Annotated in this window: 16 protein-coding genes; 13 read left to right on the top strand and 3 right to left on the bottom strand. The window is 40.2% G+C overall.

Annotation, left to right across the window (positions count from 1 at the left end; translation table 11 throughout):
• The first annotated feature begins 52 nt into the window (after positions 1–52).
• The 3 genes from CJ263_RS10370 to CJ263_RS10360 all read left to right on the top strand — a co-directional run bounded on the left by CJ263_RS10370 (position 53) and on the right by CJ263_RS10360 (position 3,414).
• A complete protein-coding gene (locus CJ263_RS10370; protein ID WP_094997200.1) occupies positions 53–970 on the top strand; it encodes a GyrI-like domain-containing protein in 918 nt (305 codons plus the stop codon).
• A gap of 162 nt (positions 971–1,132) precedes the next feature.
• Positions 1,133–2,497: a vanadium-dependent haloperoxidase gene (locus CJ263_RS10365; protein ID WP_094997199.1), complete on the top strand. Its 1,365-nt coding sequence runs from the start codon at positions 1,133–1,135 to the stop codon at positions 2,495–2,497.
• Between the two features lie 50 nt (positions 2,498–2,547).
• The gene (locus tag CJ263_RS10360) at positions 2,548–3,414 is read left to right on the top strand and encodes a hypothetical protein (protein ID WP_094997198.1); all 867 of its coding nucleotides are present in this window, start codon (positions 2,548–2,550) and stop codon (positions 3,412–3,414) included.
• Here the strand turns inward: CJ263_RS10360 and CJ263_RS10355 are convergent.
• A complete protein-coding gene (locus tag CJ263_RS10355) occupies positions 3,411–7,121 on the bottom strand; it encodes a metallophosphoesterase (protein ID WP_094997197.1) in 3,711 nt (1,236 codons plus the stop codon). The two genes, CJ263_RS10360 and CJ263_RS10355, sit on opposite strands and share 4 nt — an antisense overlap.
• A gap of 55 nt (positions 7,122–7,176) precedes the next feature.
• Here CJ263_RS10355 and CJ263_RS10350 point away from each other — a divergent pair, with 55 nt between their 5' ends.
• The gene (locus CJ263_RS10350) at positions 7,177–8,397 is read left to right on the top strand and encodes a Pycsar system effector family protein (protein ID WP_094997196.1); all 1,221 of its coding nucleotides are present in this window, start codon (positions 7,177–7,179) and stop codon (positions 8,395–8,397) included.
• Here the strand turns inward: CJ263_RS10350 and CJ263_RS10345 are convergent.
• A complete protein-coding gene (locus CJ263_RS10345) occupies positions 8,386–10,755 on the bottom strand; it encodes a GAF domain-containing protein (RefSeq protein WP_094997195.1) in 2,370 nt (789 codons plus the stop codon). The genes CJ263_RS10350 and CJ263_RS10345 overlap by 12 nt on opposite strands.
• 113 nt (positions 10,756–10,868) lie before the next feature.
• On the opposite strand from CJ263_RS10345, the gene CJ263_RS10340 reads away from it, so the two are divergent.
• The 3 genes from CJ263_RS10340 (at position 10,869) to CJ263_RS10330 (ending at position 14,147) form a co-directional block, all read left to right on the top strand.
• Positions 10,869–11,768 (top strand): metallophosphoesterase family protein, encoded by a 900-nt coding sequence (locus tag CJ263_RS10340; RefSeq protein WP_094997194.1) that lies wholly within the window; start codon positions 10,869–10,871, stop codon positions 11,766–11,768.
• A 2-nt stretch (positions 11,769–11,770) separates the two neighbouring features.
• On the top strand, positions 11,771–12,943 hold the full coding sequence (locus tag CJ263_RS10335) for a helix-turn-helix domain-containing protein (protein WP_158657127.1): 1,173 nt from the start codon (positions 11,771–11,773) through the stop codon (positions 12,941–12,943).
• A 73-nt stretch (positions 12,944–13,016) separates the two neighbouring features.
• Positions 13,017–14,147 carry an acyltransferase family protein gene (locus CJ263_RS10330; protein ID WP_188669444.1) on the top strand — a complete coding sequence of 377 codons (1,131 nt, stop codon included), beginning with the start codon at positions 13,017–13,019 and terminating at the stop codon, positions 14,145–14,147.
• Between the two features lies 1 nt (position 14,148).
• On the opposite strand, the gene CJ263_RS10325 is transcribed toward CJ263_RS10330, so the two are convergent.
• Positions 14,149–15,405, bottom strand: coding sequence for an aminotransferase class V-fold PLP-dependent enzyme (locus CJ263_RS10325; protein ID WP_094997192.1), 1,257 nt, complete (start codon positions 15,403–15,405; stop codon positions 14,149–14,151).
• A 240-nt stretch (positions 15,406–15,645) separates the two neighbouring features.
• On the opposite strand from CJ263_RS10325, the gene CJ263_RS10320 reads away from it, so the two are divergent.
• From CJ263_RS10320 to CJ263_RS10295, 6 genes are all read left to right on the top strand, one after another.
• Complete coding sequence (locus CJ263_RS10320; RefSeq protein ID WP_094997191.1) at positions 15,646–16,962, top strand: gluconate:H+ symporter; 1,317 nt, start codon at positions 15,646–15,648, stop codon at positions 16,960–16,962.
• Between the two features lie 17 nt (positions 16,963–16,979).
• Positions 16,980–17,441 carry a RidA family protein gene (locus CJ263_RS10315; protein WP_094997190.1) on the top strand — a complete coding sequence of 154 codons (462 nt, stop codon included), beginning with the start codon at positions 16,980–16,982 and terminating at the stop codon, positions 17,439–17,441.
• A 5-nt stretch (positions 17,442–17,446) separates the two neighbouring features.
• Positions 17,447–18,559, top strand: coding sequence for a D-TA family PLP-dependent enzyme (locus tag CJ263_RS10310; RefSeq protein ID WP_094997189.1), 1,113 nt, complete (start codon positions 17,447–17,449; stop codon positions 18,557–18,559).
• Between the two features lies 1 nt (position 18,560).
• Complete coding sequence (locus CJ263_RS10305) at positions 18,561–19,628, top strand: dipeptidase (RefSeq protein ID WP_094997188.1); 1,068 nt, start codon at positions 18,561–18,563, stop codon at positions 19,626–19,628.
• Between the two features lie 90 nt (positions 19,629–19,718).
• A complete protein-coding gene (locus tag CJ263_RS10300) occupies positions 19,719–20,369 on the top strand; it encodes a hypothetical protein (RefSeq protein ID WP_308423226.1) in 651 nt (216 codons plus the stop codon).
• Between the two features lie 100 nt (positions 20,370–20,469).
• Positions 20,470–21,354, top strand: coding sequence for a carbon-nitrogen hydrolase (locus CJ263_RS10295; RefSeq protein WP_094997186.1), 885 nt, complete (start codon positions 20,470–20,472; stop codon positions 21,352–21,354).
• Positions 21,355–21,359 lie beyond the last annotated feature (5 nt).

The following is a 21,359-nucleotide window of genomic DNA, read 5'->3' as shown; positions in this document are numbered from 1 at the left end:
GGCGCAGTTCCCAATAAAATCAATTATAACTAGGTAAACTTTAAAATCGATTATGAAAAAAAGTATAAAAATCATCCTCTTCATTTTTTTACTTTTCTCTCTATGGTACCTGTTTGTTAAACCATCTGATTACATTATCAATTTTGAGTCCAAATCCTTACCAGGAACCATAAATCAATCCATAAAGCTTTGGGGCAAGGGTTTAAAGAGTACAACTGTCTTGAAGCAGGAGGACCCGAATAATATTTTACAAACTTTTGCTTTTTCAGACTCGGTCCATGATTATCACTGGTCCATAATACCAATTCATGACTCACTTTCAAAAGTATCCGTAAGGGTAAAGGATAATAATCTCAAAAACAGTATCATAAATAGGCTGAAAGTGCCTTTTGTAAAAACTGATTTCGTGAAGCGATCTGAGAAAACGGTATATAATTTTATGACCGTACTAAAAGACCATGTTGATAATTTCAAGGTAAACATTGTAGGGTATGAGGAGACACCTAACAAAATGTTAGCTTATGTAAACTTGAGCAGCGAACAATATCTTAAAGGTCAGGGCATGATGGATAATAATAATTTTATTGCCGATATGCTTTTTAAAAATAAAATTGAATTGGACGGTCCGCCCATGCTGGAGGTATTGCATTGGAACCAAGAAAAGGATAGTATTACCTATAATTTTGGATTTCCGATTAAACAAATGGATACACTGCCCAATTTAGGAGAAATCAAATATAAAAAACTAGCCAAACAAAAAGCGCTAAAAGCCATTTTCAATGGTAATTATATTTCTTCGGACCGTGCTTGGTATGCCTTGATGAACTATGCCAAAAAGAACAACATTATACTGAAGGAAAACCCTTTGGAGGTCTTCCAAAACAATCCACATATGGGAGGGGATTCCAGTAAATGGGTAGCGGAAATCTATATGCCTATAGACACTTCATCCACCACAGGTCCCTTTTAGGGAACATTGGGACTAAAGAAATTTTTAAAAAAGATTAATGAAAGCTTAATATTGTCCATTAACACCCATTTTTAATCCTAAAGAATTGAATAGCAGTCAAAATAATGTAATTTTGCCTACTGTTTGGGAATGATTTCACAGAAAAACAAAAACTAACTCGTTATGTTCAAGAAAGTTTCGGCCATCTTGCTTATTCTTTTTTTCCTTTCCTGTTCACAGGAAAAGCCTCAAAGCAATGAACCAATAAATGTTACGGCAGAAGATTTACATAATTCTATCGATAAGATCGTCGAGATTATGATACATGATATATTTTCCCCGCCTGTGGCCAGTAGAATATTCGCGTATCCCAATATTGCGGCCTATGAAATAGTGGCACAGGTAAACCCAGAATATAATTCATTGGCCGGACAGGTAAATGAGCTTACCCCAATACCTAAAATAGACTCACTCCCCAATGTAAATCCTAATTTGGCTGCGTTGATTGCACACATGAACATTAGTAAGCAGTTGATTTTCTCCGAGGATAAATTTGAAGTATTGCAAGATAGCCTTTTTAATAAATGGCAAACCACTAACAAGGTCGAATTTGAAGCATCCAAGGCCTACGGGGAAAAAGTAGCAGAACATATAAAAAAATGGATGGGGAAGGACAATTATAGTCAAACCCGCACTATGCCAAAATTCACAGTAAATACAGAGGACCCTGCCAGATGGCAACCCACCCCACCAGCCTACATGGATGGCATCGAACCTCATTGGAACAAGATTCGTCCTTTCTTTTTGGACTCGGCGGCTCAGTTTAAGCCAGTACCTCCACCAGCCTTTTCCATGGACAAAAATTCCCAATTCTATAAAGAACTCCTGGAGGTATATGAAACCAGTAACAGAATTACCGCTGTTGGTGACAAATCCGAAGAGGTAGCCATAGCTAAGTTTTGGGATTGTAACCCATATGTGTCCGTTACCCGAGGACATTTGATGTTCGCTACCAAAAAGATTACCCCAGGTGCCCATTGGATTGGTATTACAAAAATAGCATGCAGGAATACCGAAAGTGATTTTCAGAAATCGGTGTACGCATATACCAAAACCTCCATGGCCATCGCCGATGCATTTATTAGTTGTTGGGATGAAAAGTATCGAAGTAACCTGATTCGTCCAGAAACATTGATCAATCAACACATTGATGAGAACTGGGTTCCAATCTTACAAACACCTCCATTCCCTGAATATACGAGCGGACATAGCGTAGTTTCCGGTGCCGCCGCCACAGCTTTGACCGATATCTTTGGTAACGATTTCAGCTTTGATGACGACACGGAGCTGCCGTTCGGACTTCCCATAAGAAGTTTTACCTCTTTCAATCAAGCAGCTGATGAAGCCGCAATAAGTAGAATGTACGGGGGCATTCACTACAGAGCCGCTGTAGAAGTTGGTGTGGGGCAAGGCCGAGAACTAGGCGCATTGCTTATCGATAAAATAAAAATGAAAAGCGTCAATTCCGTCGCGGCAAATCAGGAGTAGTTTAAATTTAGATTCGTAAATTCATACGTTCTTATCAATATATTTTCAATATGGTCAGAACGTGTCTATTATTTCTATCCCTTACCATTTTTTCCTGCACAAATTATGGACAGTTAAAGGTAATTACGGATTTACCTGGAAGCCTTAAGGAAAACTCCGGTATGGTAAGCCTACAGGATTCAACCGTTTGGATTATTGAAGACCGTGGTAACAAAGATGTACTTTATAAAGTCGATTTTAAGGGGAACATCTTGAAGTCCCTTACGATGAAGAATGGTGACAATGATGACTGGGAAGATCTTGCCAAGGACCATTTGGGGAATGTTTACATAGCCGATATAGGCAATAACAATAACAGCCGTAAAAATTTAAAAATATACAAGATTCCCAATCCGGAAATAGAACCTGGGGACAAAATCGATGCCGAAAAAATAGAGCTACGCTATCCGAATCAACAGGAATTCCCACCGAAGAAGTCCAAACGTTTTTTTGATGCCGAAGCCATCTTTCATCATGGCAACAAAGTATTTATCGTTACTAAAAATAGGTCCAACCCCTTTACCGGAAAGGCTTATATTTATAGTGTACCAGATGTAAAAGGAGAATATGATGCTACTTTGGTCGCTGAAATAAACTTGTGTTCAGATTGGAAGACCTGCCAAATAACAGGTATTGACATTTCCCCAAGCGGAAAAAAAATCATTGCCCTCACCTACGGAAAACTTTTCATTTTTACGGATTTTACTTGGGACAACTTTACCAATGGTAAAGTTGAGCAAATAGATTTGGGAATCAGAACCCAACTGGAGTCCATCTGTTTTATGGATGAAGATACCATATTACTATCCGATGAACGGTCCAGCGGAACAGGAAATAATCTTTATTCTCTGGATTTGAGCAAAGTAATGCCTAATTAAAAACCAAATCCCAGCCCAAAGGTAAAACGAGGACCTTCGTCACCATAGAACAGGGCCATATTCAATGTAAGAATATCTGCGCCGTTAAGAAAGAAGCCACCACCATATGATGTATGCCATTGATTGGAAGCAATACCTGGTGACCATACCCTACCATAATCAAATCCTCCAAAAACACCCAAAGCAGTAGGTAATATTCTGGTTTTCATTTTTCTTAGACTATATCTAATATCCGTATTCTGATAGTAAGAGGCCTTGCCCGTAAATCTCTGGTTTCTATAGCCCCTTAGACCATCTGTACCTCCAATACTGGCTGCCTGATAGAATTCATAGCCATTGCCCATATTCAAATGGCCTTTCCATTTGGTTGCCATTACCAAACGTCCGCTAGGAATCAATTTATAATCAAAGGAAATGCTGGGTATGAAATATCCAAAATTTCTTCCCTCCTCTTTAACATTATCCTTGAAACCTACCTCTATCGAGGTCTCCATACCCATTGTTGGAAAGCTTTTGTTGTCATGATTTTGGTAGGAGTATTTTCCATGAATTCCTGCAAAACTATTGTTAGTTTCCTGCCCGTTCTGCTGATAAAAAGTATTAATGAACCTATTGGCCGTCTCCTCGACTTCTATAGCTTCATAGGAAAGTCCTAGTTGAAATTTTGCACCTAAAGAACTCCTCCAGACCATGGACGGCGCAAATTCAAAGTTTTGAAGTCGAACCCTATTGTAGTCCAATCCAAGATTATCGTCAAGGTTTTCGGAATTATTTCCAAATCCAAAAAAATTAATAGCAAAATTAGGAGTGGTAAACCTGGTTTGCAGTTCCAAATTCCAATGCTCGAATATATTTGCGAATTCCCCATTATATTGAAGCTCAAAACCACTGGTAGCAAAATAATAGGCTGCCCTGAAAGTATGTTGCTGTGTAAAAGGATTTTGGCGAAATCCATTATAGGTATAAGTATCCAAAAAACCTATCTTGACACCGTCATCAGGATTAAAACCAATAGTAGGCAATACTTGATTGTTACTACTTCTAATATTTAAGGGATTATAGGTATTTACGGGATAATCGTCCGTCAACCTTACCTTTGCGTTGGTGATTTCCTCAAAAGTATTTTTCTTGCTTTTATAATCATATATGGCAACTCCCCGGCCATTCTTAATCCTATATATGTCATTATTCTGACCTCCTATTATCCTTACCTTGATTCCTTTATACTTATTAGGGTTTTCTACTTCAAAAATATCATCATCATCTAGGCCATAAATCCAAATTTCACTGGTACTGGAAGTGTTGAACACTTTATCGAAGAATTGCTTTTTCTTCTCGCCGTCGATTATTCTAAAGCCCTTCACTTGGGTCCTACTGTTATCCAACCTGGTTATCACAAACCAATCATCCTTGTCCGTACCTACAACCGTGGCAAATTTGTTCAATACATTAAAATATTGTGCGGCCGTGCTTTCCACATTTTGCAATCTAGATAGTAAAATTCTTTTAATTTCTTTCACCCCTGCATCCTGAACTTCCTTGGGGAAAAAAGAAAATGCTTCCTCAATGGTCCTTTCATCTAAATTTTGTTTTAGAAATTTGGCCTGCTTTTTCCAATCCTCCATGGTACTTTCAGACAATAGGGCCAAATCCAAAACATAGGTCTTTGGGGATGAATTAAATCCCTTAACATTCCTAATTTCTGCATTAAACCCTTCCATTAACCTTAGACCTGGAATGATACGTGTGGCGAGCCCCATTAAAATACCATCGCCCATTTGGGAGTAAGCTTGATCGCGATCCCGCGGAACAGGCCTATATATGACCTTGCCACTTTCCTTAAATTCTGCCCACCTCCACTGGTCTACGTGTCTGTCCCAATCACCAATGACCATGTCGAATAATCTGGCCCTAATGTAAGCATCTGTATCTACCCCATACTTCTCATCATCGCGAAGGTCTTCCAGCATGGAGTCCGTACTTTTTAATTCATTGGAATACCCAAAACTTTCCAAATCGCCATGTCCGTCGCCGGCGTGTTCCTCGATCATATAGAGCTCATCACCAAAGACATCATTGTATTGCCCTAATGCTTCTTGTTTGGGAATGTAATAAAGTACGGGGTTGGTATGTAGTATTCCCACGGCATCGGAAAGTCTACCGATAGTGAAGGGCGCATAGGGATGGGACCCTGTATAAAAATCGGCCAATAATTCTTTGGTATAGGTATCCTTTAAATCTTCCATGACATATTGTTTTTGAAAGGCCATGGACTGTAAATAAAGCTCCGGTAGTTTTCTTAAGGCACGCATTACGTATTCCTTACCGGAGGAGTGTCTTAACCGTAATGACTTAGATTGATGCCCCCCTCCTTTTTTGACCGGTTTAAGTCCTCCAAAAAGTGTATCGATATAGACTACGGGGGCGGTTACTTCCCGTCCATAATAGTTGCGGTAACGTTCTCCCCAAATCGCTTTAAAAAAACCGGATTTATCAATCTCTTCCTTGGTATAGACCGATGCTTTCACTTCCTTGTCCGTCACTTTTGGATATAGGGTATCTATTTTTTGTGCGTCCGGAGGTAACACCGCCGAAGTAAAAAGAAACTCCTCTTCCCCACTAACGCCAACGCCATAATAACGTACTCTGGAGGAACCGTCAGAATAAACTTCCAAGGTGGCATAGCCCATTCTTCCCGTTGAAAACCGAGAACCGTTCAACAATCTAGTATCACCTTCCTTTGCTCCTGACCCGCTTACAATCTGGGGGATATTATTTTCTACGATATATTGCAAGGTATGTTCATGACCCGATGCAAAAATCACCTTGTCCGAATATTGTGCCAAGGTCGTTACCCGTTTCACTAGGTCCAAATATCTTTTATTTCCCATATCCTCCGTAGAAGCGCCAGAAGTTCGTCTTAGTACATTAATGAAAGTGCCAAGACCTGGAAGCGGTACGGGCAAATCCTTAGGGTAAAAATGCTTTTTAAAGGAATACTGACCTCCATGGGGACCATAGCTGGACATGGGATGATGCATGGCAATAACGGTGGTCTTGTCCCTATGGTCCTTTATGGCGTCCTCCAGCTCCAAAAGAAACTTCTCCCTACTTTTTATTTCACATTTGTCATTAATATCCGGTCTCTTGTTCCAATTGGTGAGGTACCATTCCGTATCCAAGACGATAAGGGCTAATTCCTCGTTCATTTCAACAACCTCAATTGGGCAACCGTTTTTGGGCAGAAAGGCGTCCTTATTGTCCAATTGTTCCTTAATATATTCTTCCTCCCTATTAAGTCCAATAAGACCTTCCGTGTACCAATCATGGTTTCCAGGAATGAAGAGTTTTCTTCCCTTAAAATTCGTTAGTGTTTTCAATTGGGCGTCCAAATGGTTCTTTGCGGTCAAGTAGGCAATGGTAGAATCCTTTGGATCTGGCAGACCGGCAGGATAAATGTTGTCTCCCAAGAAAATCGCCGTACTGTTCTCTGGAGCCTTGTCCAGTCGTTTTTTGAAGATTTTTAAGGCAGGGTTCATATCTCCCAAAGGCGATAGACCGGCATCACCAATGAGATAGAACGTATGCCGAACTTCCTTGTTCAGGGCTATATCCTCTGCATCCTTTATATCTGCGTACTTAGTCCTGTACGTGGCACACCCCGTAATCAATAAAACCAATAAAAAGGAGGTATAATATTTTTTCATGTAAATGTCACTGAATTCAATTTTTTGTAATTTGGATTTTCTAATAATCTACCTTATGTCTGATATTCTTCAGAAATCCCAAAACCATGTCATTGAACTTTTGTCCAAAGAGCTAAGCCCTAACTACTTATATCATAACCTAAGACATACCCAACGAGTCGTTAAAAGTACTAAAGAAATCTCTAAGGAATGTGCCCTTTCAGAAAAGGAAATAGAGGTTTTACTCCTTGCCGCATGGTTTCATGATACAGGTTACACAGTTGCCAGCAAAGATCATGAACAAAATAGCTGCATCATTGCCACTAAGTTTTTGGAAGGTCAAGGTTATGACCCAAAACTAATCTCAAAGGTTAACAAGTACATAATGGCAACTGAAAAGGACGCTGTGCCAGATGTTCTGGAGGAAAAAATTATAAGGGACGCAGATGCATCACATTTTGCGCAAACGAGCTATTTGGAAACATCTGAATTTTTACGGGAAGAACTTAAACTATTGAATATTGCCGATTATAGTTATAAAGACTGGGTCGATATCAATATTAAAATGTTTGGCAACCGACATCGATTTTATACGGATTACGCCAAAGAGCATTGGCAGGGAAAAAAGGACAAAAACCTTAGAAAACTTGTTAAAGAAAAAAAATCAATAAAAAATATTGCAAAGAAAGAATCGCTAAAAGCAAAATATAAAGGTGAAAGTCCGGATCGAGGGATACAGACCCTTTTTCGCGTTACGCTAAAAAACCACATTACGTTAAGCGATATAGCGGATACCAAGGCCAACATTCTTCTTTCCGTCAATGCCATAATCATATCCTTGGCTTTGTCCAACCTTATACCTAAACTGGACAATCCATCCAACGACTATCTTATTTATCCTACGGTCATCTTTGTGCTTTTTAGTGTCATTTCCATGATTTTGGCCGTATTGGCCACAAGGCCAAATGTTACCAGCGGAGAATTCACAAAAGATGATGTTGCCAAAAGAAAGGGCAACCTTCTATTCTTTGGGAATTTTCATAAAATGAGCCTGACCGATTATGAATGGGCCATCAACGAACTGGTAAAAGACAAGGAGTACATCTATTCCTCCTTGACAAAAGATCTTTATTTCCTTGGCGTGGTCCTTAACAAAAAGTACCTTTTACTTCGTTGGACCTATACTATTTTTATGATAGGTATGATTTTATCCGTAATTGCCTTTGCGATATCGTTCAAATTTTTTGGGCCGGAGCGACAAATACAGGAGCTCATATCCCAAGTACTATTCTTTTAAGGTGGCCATTAAATCCTCGTAGGTATAAGATTCTTGAGATTCCTGGTCAGTTTTGTAGAGGATTTCCGCTCTAATAGCCTTTAGTCCGGAAACACCCTGTAGACCTTCAAGCTCCACAATTTCCACCCTATCGGTAAAATATTTTTTTGCCCTTAGAAATTTGATATACCTAAGGTATTCTAGCTCGTCCTTTTTCTGGGAGTATACAATGGCAATTTTTCCAGTTTGGGTAAGTCGCTCGTTGGTACCCTTTATATAGGCCTTATCAATACGCTTTTTAATGACTTCGTATCGGGCATTATAGGTTCCGTCCACATCGAATTTCTTTTCATCCATCCTAAAACGAATGGACAAAGAGGAACTATACACCAAAATCAAGGAGGTAGCATCCAAAGGAACCGGCAACTCCGGTTTAAGCTTATAATGTACGTTTTCCATTTCGCACATTACCTGTAGCTGCCATAATCTAAGATTATTGAGGTATAATGCATTAAAGCTGCCATTTTCAGAAATACTCTCCCCAATGTACATATTATGTTCAACCCCATCGGTTTTGTAGCGTTCAAAATAGTGGGGAAACATTGACTGCGCATTTTCCTGTCTTTTATCCAGGATTGTAACCAATTTCTTGTTAATCATGGTCACACTTTCATCATAGTTTTTTCTATGGTCATAATAGGAACCCGTACCCATGTCTATCTTTGCCTCATAAGCTTCAATATGTTTGGCTATTTCGTCATCAGTCTTCTTTAAATGGGTAAAAACAGGGTCTATTTCTTCCTGAACAAAATCGAAAATCGCCTGCTCGCTATTGGAATAAAGCATTTCCTTAATACTGTCCAAATGGTTGTTTACCCTAAAAATAAGCTCTTCATAAATGGGTAGTTTATTTTTTGCAAAAGCCTCTTCCAAAACTTGGTTTATCTGCGACAACTGAATCATCAAATCCCTTTGGATAGCCTTATTTCGGGCTTTGGAGCTGTCTTTAATATCAATCTGACCATAAAGTGGATAGACATCCTTGAAAACAATTTCCTTGAAAGATGAAGATCTATTTTCCAATTGGTCTTTGATAAAGTATTTCGCTTCTTCCTGAAACCTCCAGTATACAGAGGAATGTACAGATGTACACTCGTTTTGTATGATGGCATCGATCAGGTTTTCTTCCTCTACCTTAGATCTTACGACCGCCGAAACGATATAAGGCATCACATCGTCCAACTTTCGTGCATTGACACCGTTCAGTTCGTTTTTATGACCGGAAACCACCTCCAACACTCCCAAAAGCTCTCCTTCAAAAGCAATTGGGGCAAGAATGGCGCTTTTAATTTTTTGATTTTCAAGTACATGATATGGGTCATGTCCATTGGATTTCCGGTTGTATTTTTCAACATCGGAAATGGCAAAATATGAATTTTCCTCAATGAGCTTTTTGTACGAATATTGACAAAGGGCATCCTTACAAGATTTGGAGTCCGTTCCATTTAAAATAAAGCTGGTCATATCCTTACCATAAACGGGTTCAAATTGATCCTTCTTTGCATTATAAACAACCAAACCTACTTTAATATCCGGCAATCTAAAAAAGGACCTGAAGGTCTCCTGAAGATTACCCATAAACTTTTCGCTAGATCTTTTATCACTGGCTATGAGACTGGACTTTATTTCAGAAATGGAATGTTCTGAGGTAACATCGAACATATTGGCTATGATAAATCCTTTGGCTACAAAACTTTCTGGAGGGATCTTGTCCTTCCAAAGGCTTAAATTATCCGGGCTCTCCATTAGTTCGTCTATATCCTCCTGTGAAAGTTCCCTTGAATGTTCCGTAGGAAGTATTTCCATGAAATCCGCATTGTACATAATACGGTAATGATGCATAACACCTTTGTCATCTGGAATATCATAGAAGTACGGACGACTAAAATCCAGTTCCACCCCATAATGAAACTTAAGAATTATAACGCATCCCATAATATAATCCACTTCAATCTCCTGATTTCTGATTTTGGGCTTATACATAGGGCCTGCCTCTTTAACAATACCCTGAAACCGTTTGGAGGGATTGAAGAAAAAATCAAAATAAGGAATGGAAGCCACCTTGATCTCGTTCTCTCCTAGTATGGGCGAAAAACTATCTTGGAGAATCAGCGAAATAATATCCTTATGTTTTTCAAGGAGTTCGGAATCTACAAAACCGTCCCTAAGTTCTGGATACGGTTTTTGGGCATCCAGGATTTTTTTTGCCTTTGCTGCAATAATCTCATCATTCGAAGTGCTCAATCTTTCATATTCGCGTAAGAGCACATCAAAACTTATCAGGTATTTAAGAGGTCTTATTTTGTTCTCACATTCCATAGGTTATATTGGTCTACTAAAGACTCTTAAAATTACAAAACTCTTCGTGGTTTTTTGTTAAAGTTTCTGCAGCGCATTTTAAGGATTTTCGGATATTTATAAAAACTTTGTAGATGTCCTCCGCAAAAAGACTATCAAGAGCCTATTCCAACGCAAAATATATTCCTTTTGACAATACTTCAAAGTTTATTCTTTTTAGCGATTGCCACCGTGGGGACAATAGTTTTGCCGATGATTTTGCCAATAACAGGAATATATATTTTCATGCCCTGAACCACTACTACAACGAAGGTTTTGACTATTGCGAACTTGGCGATGGCGATGAGCTATGGGAAAATCTTCACTTTGACTCCATCTTTGAGGCCCACAAAAATGTCTATCAACTCCTAAGAAAATTCCATTTGGAAAAAAGGCTCCACATGATTTGGGGAAACCACGATATGGTCTATAAAGACAAGGATTATGTGGATAAACATCTTTCCAGTTACTTTGAGCCCATAGACAACACGGACAAAGAGTTATTCGAAGGCATTACCTATAACGAAGCCATCGTCTTAAAACATACGGAAACCGACCAGGAGCTATTTCTTACCCATGGCCACCAGGCGGATTGGTGGAACTATACTTTTTGGAGGTGGGGCAGATTTTTGGTGAGGGTTTTATGGAAACCCTTGCAAGTCTGGGGAATTGCGGATCCTACAAGTCCTGCAAAGAACTATAAGGAACTTATTAAGCTAGAGCGAAGGATCAAGCGCTGGATACTTAAAAACAATCTTCTTATAACCATCGTTGGACACACCCATAGGCCCAGATTTCCGGAACCTGGTGATATTCCATTTTTTAACGATGGTAGTTGCGTTCATCCGAGGAGTATTACCGGCATTGAAATTGAAAACGGACAAATTTCGCTCATAAAATGGCATATTGATACCACCTTGGACGGAACCTTAAAAGTAGTACGGTTATTGCTTGAAGGACCTCAAAAGTTAGTGGACTACACTGAAAAACAGTAATTGTGGAACTGGACACGCTCATTGAAAACATTCCCATAAGGCATAATTTAATTTCCACTTTTATGTTTCTAGGAGTGGTCCAAAGTTTCTTCCTGGCGTTTGTACTCCTACTGAGGTCCAGTAACAATATCGGCTTGAGATGGTTCGGGGCTTCCATTTTGGCCACAGCGCTTATTTTTCTGGATGTTTACGTCTGTTATACAGGTCTGATTAAATATGTGCTATTCCTAAACGATTCCACAGAAGCCTTGGTTTTAATTATAGGGCCTACCCTTTACCTAGCTATATATTGCTTTCTAAAACGTGAGGATGTTACTTTCAAAAAACATTGGTGGCACTTTGTTCTACCAATTGGATATTTTTTATCGCAGATTCCATTTTATTTAGCTCCAATATCGGTGAAATACAATGCTTATATCGGTGCTTATTATTCGAAGTTTCCCAGTGCCAAAATACCGGAATCCTTTAACCACGGCTATCATTATATAAAAGATATTTTTGATTGGCTGGTACTTGTCACATTTCTTTTTTACACCATCTTGTCCTTAAAAATGGTATGGGAAGAAAAATCCAGATTAACAGAAATTGGAGTGAAGAATAGATCCAGTAAATATATTTTTACAAGAAATACCGTAGCAGTTCTTTTTTTGCTACTGGTAATAATATTTATGGTTTACTATTCTTTTGACGATGACGGTGGAGATCATTACCTAGGTATTTTCCACAGTTGTCTTGCATTTTTGACCACCTACGTATTGTTGTCGGAATCCCGGTTTTTTGAAAAATCTTGGGTTGCGGACAAGTATGAAACCATTGGCCAGTCAAAGTCGGACCTAAATCTTGCAAGTATTGAATCCTACGTAGATGAAAACAAGTACTTTCTTCGCCAAGATGCTTCACTAAACGATTTGGCCTCTACGCTAAAAGTGCACCCAAACCATATATCAAGGATCATAAATCAGGGGAAACATTCCAATTTCAACGATTTTATAAATCAAAAAAGAATATGTTTTTCCCAAGGGAAATTAGTCGACCCTAACTTTTCCAATTTAACCATAGAAGCTATAGGAGCATTGGCGGGTTTTAAGTCGAAATCTGCGTTTTATACTGCTTTTAAAAGGCATACGGAAACTTCACCATCCGCATATATAAAGTCTTTTTCTCCAAAATTGTAATTCAGGACAGTAAGAGTACCCTAAAAATTTGTGCAATAAAGGGTCAGGTCGATATTTGCCGAAAAAGTAAATTATGGAGACCACAATTAGGAGATACGACTTGGACTGGTTACGGGTTATCGTATTTGCATTGCTTATTTTTTATCATGTAGGAATGTTTTTTGTTCCTTGGGGATGGCATATCAAAAACAACGTAATTTACGATTGGCTAAAGTGGCCCATGCTATTTTTAAACCAATGGCGACTGCCTATATTATTTGTTATATCCGGCATGGGTACCTACTATGCCTTTTCAAAAAGAAATCTTGGCCAGTTCAGTTGGGAACGAATTAGAAGATTAGGGATCCCTCTTATATTCGGGATGATCTTCATTGTACCTCCTCAAGTTTATATAGAACGATTGGCCAAACACCAATTTTCAGGATCTTATCTTGATTATTTTACCTCGGTTGCCTTTAAGGGTGTATATCCGGAAGGCAACATAAGTTGGCACCACTTATGGTTCCTTCCTTATTTGCTAGTTTTCTCCCTCTTGTTGGCGCCATTGTTCCTTTACCTAAGAAATAACCACAACCGTTTTAGCGATTGGATCAAAAGAATCATTGGCAAACCTTTTGGTATCTATTGGTTTGTTGTGCCACTATATTTATTGGAAGCGTTGGTAGAACCTTTTTTTGACATAACCCATGCATTGATAGACGACTGGTTCAACTTTAGCTTTAGTTTGGTTTTGTTTTTTTACGGCTTTCTTTTGATTTCTACCGGAGGTATATTTTGGAAAGTTGTGAAGGAATTAAAATTCAAGGCACTTTTAATAGGTGTTTTCACCTTTATGAGTCAAGTTTTCATTTGGGTATTTCTGGAAGATGGATATGTGGTCCATTTTACAGAAGCATTGCTTAAAGTAGTGAATATATGGTCATGGATCTTGGTGCTATTTGGGTATGCGGCAAAATATTTAAACCATAAAAGCAATGCTCTTTCCTATGCCAATAGGGCCGTGTATCCCTTTTACATACTACATCAAACAGTCACCGTTGTTTTGGCTTACTTCTTAATGGACCTTTCTTGGGGACTATTTCCAAAGGCATCACTTCTTGTTTTGGGAACTTTTGGATTTAGCTGGTTGATATATCATTTCTTAATTCTAAAAATCCCGTTATTACAGCCTTTCTTTGGTTTGAAGAAGAAACGGCCTAAATAAGCTAAACTCTGTTTGCTAAAGTCTTCAGTGCAATAACGAATGCATCTAATTCCTTGGTGGTCGTATAAATATTTGGGGTAATCCTACATCCCTGAACATTGGCATAATCAATCGCCACGGTAAATATGTTGAATTCGTCCAATAAGCTTTTGGCCAAGTCCGCTGGTTTCATGTTCGCTATGCCCACGTTGGCAATACCACAGCTTCGGTGGGGTTCTACAGGGGTGTTTACCACAATATGTTCCATGTTTCGGACCGCATCGCTCCAATACCGCTGCAAGTAACGGAGCCTTTCTTCCTTTCTTTTTAGGCCGATGTTTTCCAAATAATCAATGGCATCGTCTATGGACAAATCGGTATGCACAGGTATGGTCCCTGTATGGTTAAGCCTTCTGATTTCAGGTACGTCATCACTATAATCGGCAAAAAGTGGCCAAATTTTGGCAATATGTGGTTTTGCTACAAACAACATGCCACTGCCCAAGGGTACACTCAACCACTTATGGAGACTACTGCCATAATAATCACAACCAAGTTCCGCTATATTCACATCGATATGACCAACACAATGGGCCCCATCCACCATAACCTCTACCCCATGTTTATGGGCCATGTCACATATTTTTTTAACAGGAAGGATTTGCCCCGTAATGTTTACCATATGGCATACCATTAGTAGTCTGGTCTTAGGTGTAATCTGGGATTCATAAAGTGAGACAATCTCCTCATCGGACTCCGGATGATTGGGCAAGGAAACAATTTTATTGACGATGCCATATTTTTTTGCCATCAAGTTGAACTGATCCTTCATTGCCCCATAATCCTCCTCCGCAAAGATGGCCTCGTCGTTTCTTTGCCACGGATACCCCCCAATGATCATGTCCAAGGATTCCGTAGTGTTCCGGGTAATTATTAGTTCTTCCGGGGAGGCTCCCACCATGCCTGCCAAACGGTCTCTTACCTTGTCCTTGTTTTCCCATTGTACGGTTCGCATATAATAGGATGCTTCGTAATTTACCATTTCAATATGCCGAATATACTTCTCCATAGTAGGCTTGGGTATAAAATTATAATATCCGTTTTCCAGATTGATGTAATCCGGTTTTAAGTTATAATCCTCCCGAATACGCTCCCAAAAGGCATCTTCTTCCAAGGGATAGGGTTTGTTGGGTATTGACAAAGAGTCTTGGGACATTCCCAAAAAAGGTGAAAATAGGGCGGCACCTCCCAAATGCTTAATAAAATCTCTCTTTTTCATGTGGATAATTGGTGTGAGTCTTTAATTAAATATACTAAAAAGATCAATAGCTCTTTGAACCCATGGTTGAAGCTGTACTCGCTGGTTTACTCTGCAAAGTATTTCAGCCGTTGTTAACCAATTAAAGAGAATTTATATTTTTAACAATGTGTGCCAATAGCCTATCCAGATGCTAGGTTGGGATACGCTTATTTTTTATAGTATCTTTAGTGCACCATAACGACTTAACTACCACAGCCAATGCCTTTACTAATCGTAGTCCTAGGAATTCTTCTATTGTTTCTCTTAGTCGCAAAATTTAAGCTCAACGGGTTTATATCCTTTGTTTTAGTATCCCTATTTGTTGGAATTGCAGAAGGAATGGCGCCCATTGCCGTTGTTAGTTCCATCCAAAAAGGAATCGGGAATATTCTTGGTTTTCTTGTGTTGATTTTAGGGCTTGGCGCCATGTTGGGAAAGTTGGTCGCAGAGAGTGGGGCCGCACAACGGATTACCACAAAATTGGTGGAGAAATTTGGGAAAAAGAATATTCAATGGGCCGTAGTTTTAACCGGTTTCATTGTGGGAATACCTATGTTCTATTCCGTGGGTTTTGTGATTTTGGTTCCTCTTGTGTTTACTATTGCCGCGGCAACGGGTTTACCCCTATTGTATGTAGGTTTGCCTATGCTGGCCTCACTTTCGGTAACACATGGATATTTACCTCCGCATCCTGCCCCAACGGCAATTGCGGCAACCTTCAATGCGGATATTAGCAAAACCTTGTTATATGGTATTATTGTAGCCATACCAGCCATAGTAGTAGCGGGGCCCTTTCTTTCAAGAACAATGAAGAATATCAAGGCTTCGCCCTTAAAGGAGTTGATGAACCCTACCATACTTAGTGATGATGAAATGCCCGGGACAGGCATCAGTATTGTTACGGCCTTACTCCCAGTAATATTAATGGCCATTGCGGCCATTGCCGCTCTTTTTCTCCCTGCCGATTCCGTCCTTAGGTCCATTTTGGTTTTTTGCGGAGACCCTGTTATGGCCATGTTGATTTCGGTTTTAGTTGCCATTTATACCTTGGGTTTGGCCCGTGGCAAAAAAATGAAGGAAGTTATGGATACCGTTGGTGACGCCGTTAAGGGCATTACTATGGTTTTGTTGATCATTGCTGGAGCTGGGGCCCTAAAACAGGTATTAATCGATAGTGGTGTGAGCGAATATATTGGTGAGGCTCTTAGCGGTTCTTCAATTTCACCTCTAATTTTGGCTTGGCTTATAGCTACGATTATCAGGGTTTGTGTGGGGTCTGCCACCGTCGCCGGATTGACAGCGGCAGGTATTGTTTTACCACTGATTGAAGGAACCGGGGCCAGTGCAGAACTCATGGTCTTGGCCATTGGATCAGGAAGCCTTATGCTTTCCCATGTCAATGATAGCGGATTTTGGTTGTTCAAAGAATATTTCAACCTCTCCATAAAGGACACTCTTAAATCCTGGACAGTAATGGAAACTACGGTTGGCGTCATGGGGTTGATTGGGGTATTGATTTTAAATCAGTTTATTTAAAAATTATAGAACTACGTATGGATATTTCAGAAAGATTAAAGGAATTGGGATTGGAGTTACCCCCTGCACCTCCGCCGGCCGGTCTCTACCGTCCTATTTTAGTTGTTGATAATTATCTCTACGTATCCGGTCAAGGACCGGTTTTAAAAGACGGATCTCTTTACAAAGGAAGGGTCGGGCAAGATCTGGATCTTGCTGGGGGAAAATTAGGTGCCAGACATGTAGGCCTAACGATGTTGTCCACCATTATGACTCATTTTGGTGAGGTAGACCGAATAAAAAGACTGGTCAAAACCTTGGGTATGGTCAACTGTACCCCAGATTTTCATGACCACCCTTTGGTAATCAATGGTTTTAGTGAACTCATGTCCGAAGTCCTTGGTGCAGAAAACGGGGTAGGTGTTCGAAGCGCTGTTGGTATGATGCTCCCTGGAGGCATTGCGGTTGAGATCGAGGCCATGTTCGAACTCCATAAATAAGGTCCATGAAAGGAGAAAATTGGTATCGGCTAAAGAATACTTCTAAGGTGAATTCACCATCCTTATTGGTTTTTAAGGATAGGGTAATCCATAACATTAAGGAAATGGTACGGATGATTGGCGATGTAAATATGCTGTGCCCTCATATAAAGACCCATAAGACTGCGGAAATTGTTCAACTACAAATGGATTATGGCATTAACAAATTTAAATGCGCCACCATTGCAGAAGCCGAGTTGTTGGGAAAATGCAAGGCTCCAGAAGTGCTTTTGGCCATGCAACCCGTAGGGCACAATATAAATAGGCTGATAAGCCTAATCAAAGCCTTTCCAAAAACCAAGTTTTCGGCCATAACGGACTCCGATTCAATTGCGGACCAATTGGCTGAAATGGGGAAAAAGAACGATTTAAAAATCAATCTTTACATCGATTTGAATGTTGGCATGAACCGCACCGGTATTATACCAAATGACGAGGCTTTTAATTTGTACAAACAGATTTCCAATAGTGGCTATTTAAATATCCTTGGGCTACACGTTTATGATGGTCATTTGAGAAATCCCGATTTTGAAGCGAGAAAACAGGAATGTGACCAGGCTTTTGATACTGTGCTGGAATTAAAGGAAAGGATTGTCAAGGCAAATCTGCCCGAACCCATTATCATTGCCGGAGGTTCCCCAACATTTCCCATTCACTGCAAGAGAGAAAATGTAATCGCTAGTCCCGGAACTACCCTATTATGGGATGCTGGATATGGCGGTCTTTTCCCCGAAATGAAGTTTCTGCCGGCGGCGGTTCTGTTTACAAGGATTATCAGCAAACCCAAGGCCGGCATACTATGTTTTGATTTAGGACATAAATCCATTGCACCTGAAATGCCCTTTCCCCGTGTGGAATTTTTAAGTTTAAATCATGCCCGACAAATTAGCCAATCTGAAGAGCATTTGGTAGTTGAGTACGATGATTTAAAAGTTATGGAAGTGGGCGGGGAACACTATGCCATACCCATACATATTTGTCCCACCGTTGCAAAATATGAGACCCTTCAAATAGTGGAAAACGAAGAAATCACTGAAGAATGGAAGGTAGCGGCACGTAACCATAAAATCTCCATTTGACATGTTTATCCTTGACGCACATTTAGATCTTTCCATGAATGCCATGGAATGGAATAGAGATCTCACTTGGTCGGTGGAATCCATCAGGGCAAGCGAAAAGGGCATGACCGATAAGCCCGACCGTGGAAAAAACACTGTCTCTTTTGATGCCCTAAGAAAAGGAAATATTGGTATTTGCGTAGCCACACAGATTGCCCGATATGTAAAACTAGGTAATAATTTACCCGGATGGAAATCCGCACATCAGGCATGGGCTCAGACCCAAGGACAACTAGCTTGGTATAGGGCCATGGAGGATGCCGGTGAGTTATCCCAAATCACTACTAAGAATCAATTCAATGACCATCTAAACAGGTGGAACGAAGATAAGGTGCATACTCCAATTGGCTATATTCTCAGTTTAGAGGGTGCGGATTCCATTATCAATATGGATTACCTGCACAAATCCTATGAAGATGGTCTACGGGCTATAGGACCCGCACATTACGGTCCTGGCACCTACGCTTTTGGAACCGATTCCATAGGAGGAATAGGTAGAAAAGGCAAGGAACTACTTAAGGAAATTCAAAAGCTGAAACTCATATTGGACGCTACCCATCTATGCGACCAAAGCTTCTGGGAAACCATGGAAGTCTATCAAGGGCCCATTTGGGCCAGCCATAATAACTGCAGAAAATTCGTAAATCATAACCGACAATTTTCAGATGAACAAATAAAGGAACTTATAGACAGGAAAGCGGTTATTGGTATGGCCTTGGATGCTTGGATGATGGTACCCAATTGGATCCGTGGAAAGTCTACCCCGGAGAGCACTGGAGTTTCCTTGGAGCACACCATACAGAACATTGACCATATCTGCCAATTATCCGGTAACGCCCTGCACGTGGGAATTGGTACCGATTTGGATGGAGGCTTCGGGTTGGAGCAATCCCCAAAGGACATAGACACTATTGCCGATCTCCAAAAAATTCCTTCAATGCTTGAAAAAAGAGGATATACCAATGAAGATATAATCAACATTATGCACGGTAATTTTGTACGGTTCCTTCAGCTTCATCTACCGGATTGAAATAACAAATAGTACATTAGTCGAATTTAACACCCCGTTAAGTCCCTGTGGCAGGGTATTTGTTATCTTTATTCCAATTATTGTTTCATCATGATGAACAAACGGTTTTCATTTAGTATAGCCCTTTGCCTATTGGTGTTTGGATGGGTTCAGGCCCAAACAGACCTACCTAAGCAAAAACCATTGAAAATCGATGCGGTCAATCCAATCGATAATTCGGGCAAGACCAATTCGGGTTCGGTTTTGAATATCCCATCGGTCATCAAGGAACAACCCAAATTGGATATGACCACAAGAAACCCCGTAAAAATGCTTCCGGACGAAGAGCTTGTACAAGCTGGCACAGGACTTAAAATTGACCCGCGTATCGGACCAGGCGAACGTCTTAATGGCTCTGGACAATTTTTTCCCGATCAATATTTGGGTGACATAAAAAGTAACGGAAAATTTGTGGGAATTGTTTGTAGGGACCATGAATATGTGGATGGAGACCGGGTAAAAATTTACGTAAACGATATGGTAGTTGAGCCCAATATGTTATTGACAGGGGCCTTTAAAGGTGTAAATGTCGATTTACAGCCTGGCTTCAACAAAATAGATTTTGAGGCACTTAACCATGGTTCCTCCGCTCCCAATACGGCACAAGTTGATGTGTATGACGAAAACGGTCAGTTGCTCTACTCCAATAAGTGGTTATTATCTTCCGGTTCCAAGGCAACGCTGATTGTCACCAAGGATTAGGTTTTAATTTTCCCTCCCCTTAATTTTATCTTTATGAAGTATTTGGTAGAGCGTTCATCTTCTATTTAATATCTTTAAATATCCAAAATAATCTTCTTTAATGTCCAAAAATTATAAAGTAGCTGTAGTTCAGCTCAATTTGAATAATACTGCCGAGGAAAATCGGAAAAAATGTGTGGAATGGATCAAGAAAGCGGCCCATCAAGGTGCCGAAGTTATCTGCCTTCCGGAACTCTATAGCAGCCATTACTTTTGTCAAAGTGAGGATGTGGAAAACTTCTCGATAGCCGAACCTCTTGGCGATATTTCCTTTACTGCTTTTAGCAACTTGGCCAAGGAATTGGGAGTCGTTATCATTGTTCCCTTCTTTGAAAAGCGGATGTCCGGTATCTATCACAATAGCGCCTATATCATCGATACCGATGGAAGCCAAGCAGGCTTGTATCGTAAAATGCACATCCCGGATGATCCTCACTTTTATGAAAAATTTTACTTTACACCTGGAGACCTTGGTTTTCAATCCATAAGTACGCAAAAGGGAAATATTGGTACGTTGATCTGTTGGGACCAATGGTATCCAGAAGCGGCCCGTTTAACCGCATTAAAGGGCGCCGAGGTTCTGTTCTACCCCACCGCGATTGGATGGCATCCTTCTGAAAAGGCCCAATATGGGGAAAACCAGTACGGGGCATGGATGAACGTGATGAAAGGGCATGCCGTTGCCAATGGTATTTTTGTGGCGGCCGCAAACAGGATCGGGTTGGAACAATATATACCGGATACGGATGGAATCGAGTTTTGGGGAAAATCCTTTATCTGTGGTCCCCAAGGGGAGATTCTGGCCTTGGCCTCCCATGACAAGGAAGAAATCCTTATGGCCGAAGTGGATTTGTCCCTTCAGGAAAATGTACGACAAAACTGGCCTTTTTTTAGGGACAGACGTATTGATGCATTTGGAGATCTCACCAAAAGGGCTTTGGACTAGGTCTT

Source organism: Maribacter cobaltidurans (assembly GCF_002269385.1).
GTDB lineage: Bacteria > Bacteroidota > Bacteroidia > Flavobacteriales > Flavobacteriaceae > Maribacter > Maribacter cobaltidurans.
This window is presented reverse-complemented; position numbering and strand designations above follow the sequence as displayed.

What these genes read in the sequence shown, in the direction of transcription:
- CJ263_RS10310 (WP_094997189.1), top strand. Translation starts at nt 17,447, where the DNA reads ATGAAAGGAGAAAATTGGTATCGGCTAAAGAATACTTCTAAGGTGAAT.
- CJ263_RS10365 (WP_094997199.1), top strand. Translation starts at nt 1,133, where the DNA reads ATGTTCAAGAAAGTTTCGGCCATCTTGCTTATTCTTTTTTTCCTTTCC.
- CJ263_RS10305 (WP_094997188.1), top strand. Translation starts at nt 18,561, where the DNA reads ATGTTTATCCTTGACGCACATTTAGATCTTTCCATGAATGCCATGGAA.
- CJ263_RS10370 (WP_094997200.1), top strand. Translation starts at nt 53, where the DNA reads ATGAAAAAAAGTATAAAAATCATCCTCTTCATTTTTTTACTTTTCTCT.
- CJ263_RS10360 (WP_094997198.1), top strand. Translation starts at nt 2,548, where the DNA reads ATGGTCAGAACGTGTCTATTATTTCTATCCCTTACCATTTTTTCCTGC.
- CJ263_RS10350 (WP_094997196.1), top strand. Translation starts at nt 7,177, where the DNA reads ATGTCTGATATTCTTCAGAAATCCCAAAACCATGTCATTGAACTTTTG.
- CJ263_RS10320 (WP_094997191.1), top strand. Translation starts at nt 15,646, where the DNA reads ATGCCTTTACTAATCGTAGTCCTAGGAATTCTTCTATTGTTTCTCTTA.
- CJ263_RS10315 (WP_094997190.1), top strand. Translation starts at nt 16,980, where the DNA reads ATGGATATTTCAGAAAGATTAAAGGAATTGGGATTGGAGTTACCCCCT.
- CJ263_RS10340 (WP_094997194.1), top strand. Translation starts at nt 10,869, where the DNA reads ATGTCCTCCGCAAAAAGACTATCAAGAGCCTATTCCAACGCAAAATAT.
- CJ263_RS10295 (WP_094997186.1), top strand. Translation starts at nt 20,470, where the DNA reads ATGTCCAAAAATTATAAAGTAGCTGTAGTTCAGCTCAATTTGAATAAT.
- CJ263_RS10345 (WP_094997195.1), bottom strand. Translation starts at nt 10,755, where the DNA reads ATGGAATGTGAGAACAAAATAAGACCTCTTAAATACCTGATAAGTTTT.
- CJ263_RS10330 (WP_188669444.1), top strand. Translation starts at nt 13,017, where the DNA reads ATGGAGACCACAATTAGGAGATACGACTTGGACTGGTTACGGGTTATC.
- CJ263_RS10300 (WP_308423226.1), top strand. Translation starts at nt 19,719, where the DNA reads ATGATGAACAAACGGTTTTCATTTAGTATAGCCCTTTGCCTATTGGTG.
- CJ263_RS10355 (WP_094997197.1), bottom strand. Translation starts at nt 7,121, where the DNA reads ATGAAAAAATATTATACCTCCTTTTTATTGGTTTTATTGATTACGGGG.
- CJ263_RS10325 (WP_094997192.1), bottom strand. Translation starts at nt 15,405, where the DNA reads ATGAAAAAGAGAGATTTTATTAAGCATTTGGGAGGTGCCGCCCTATTT.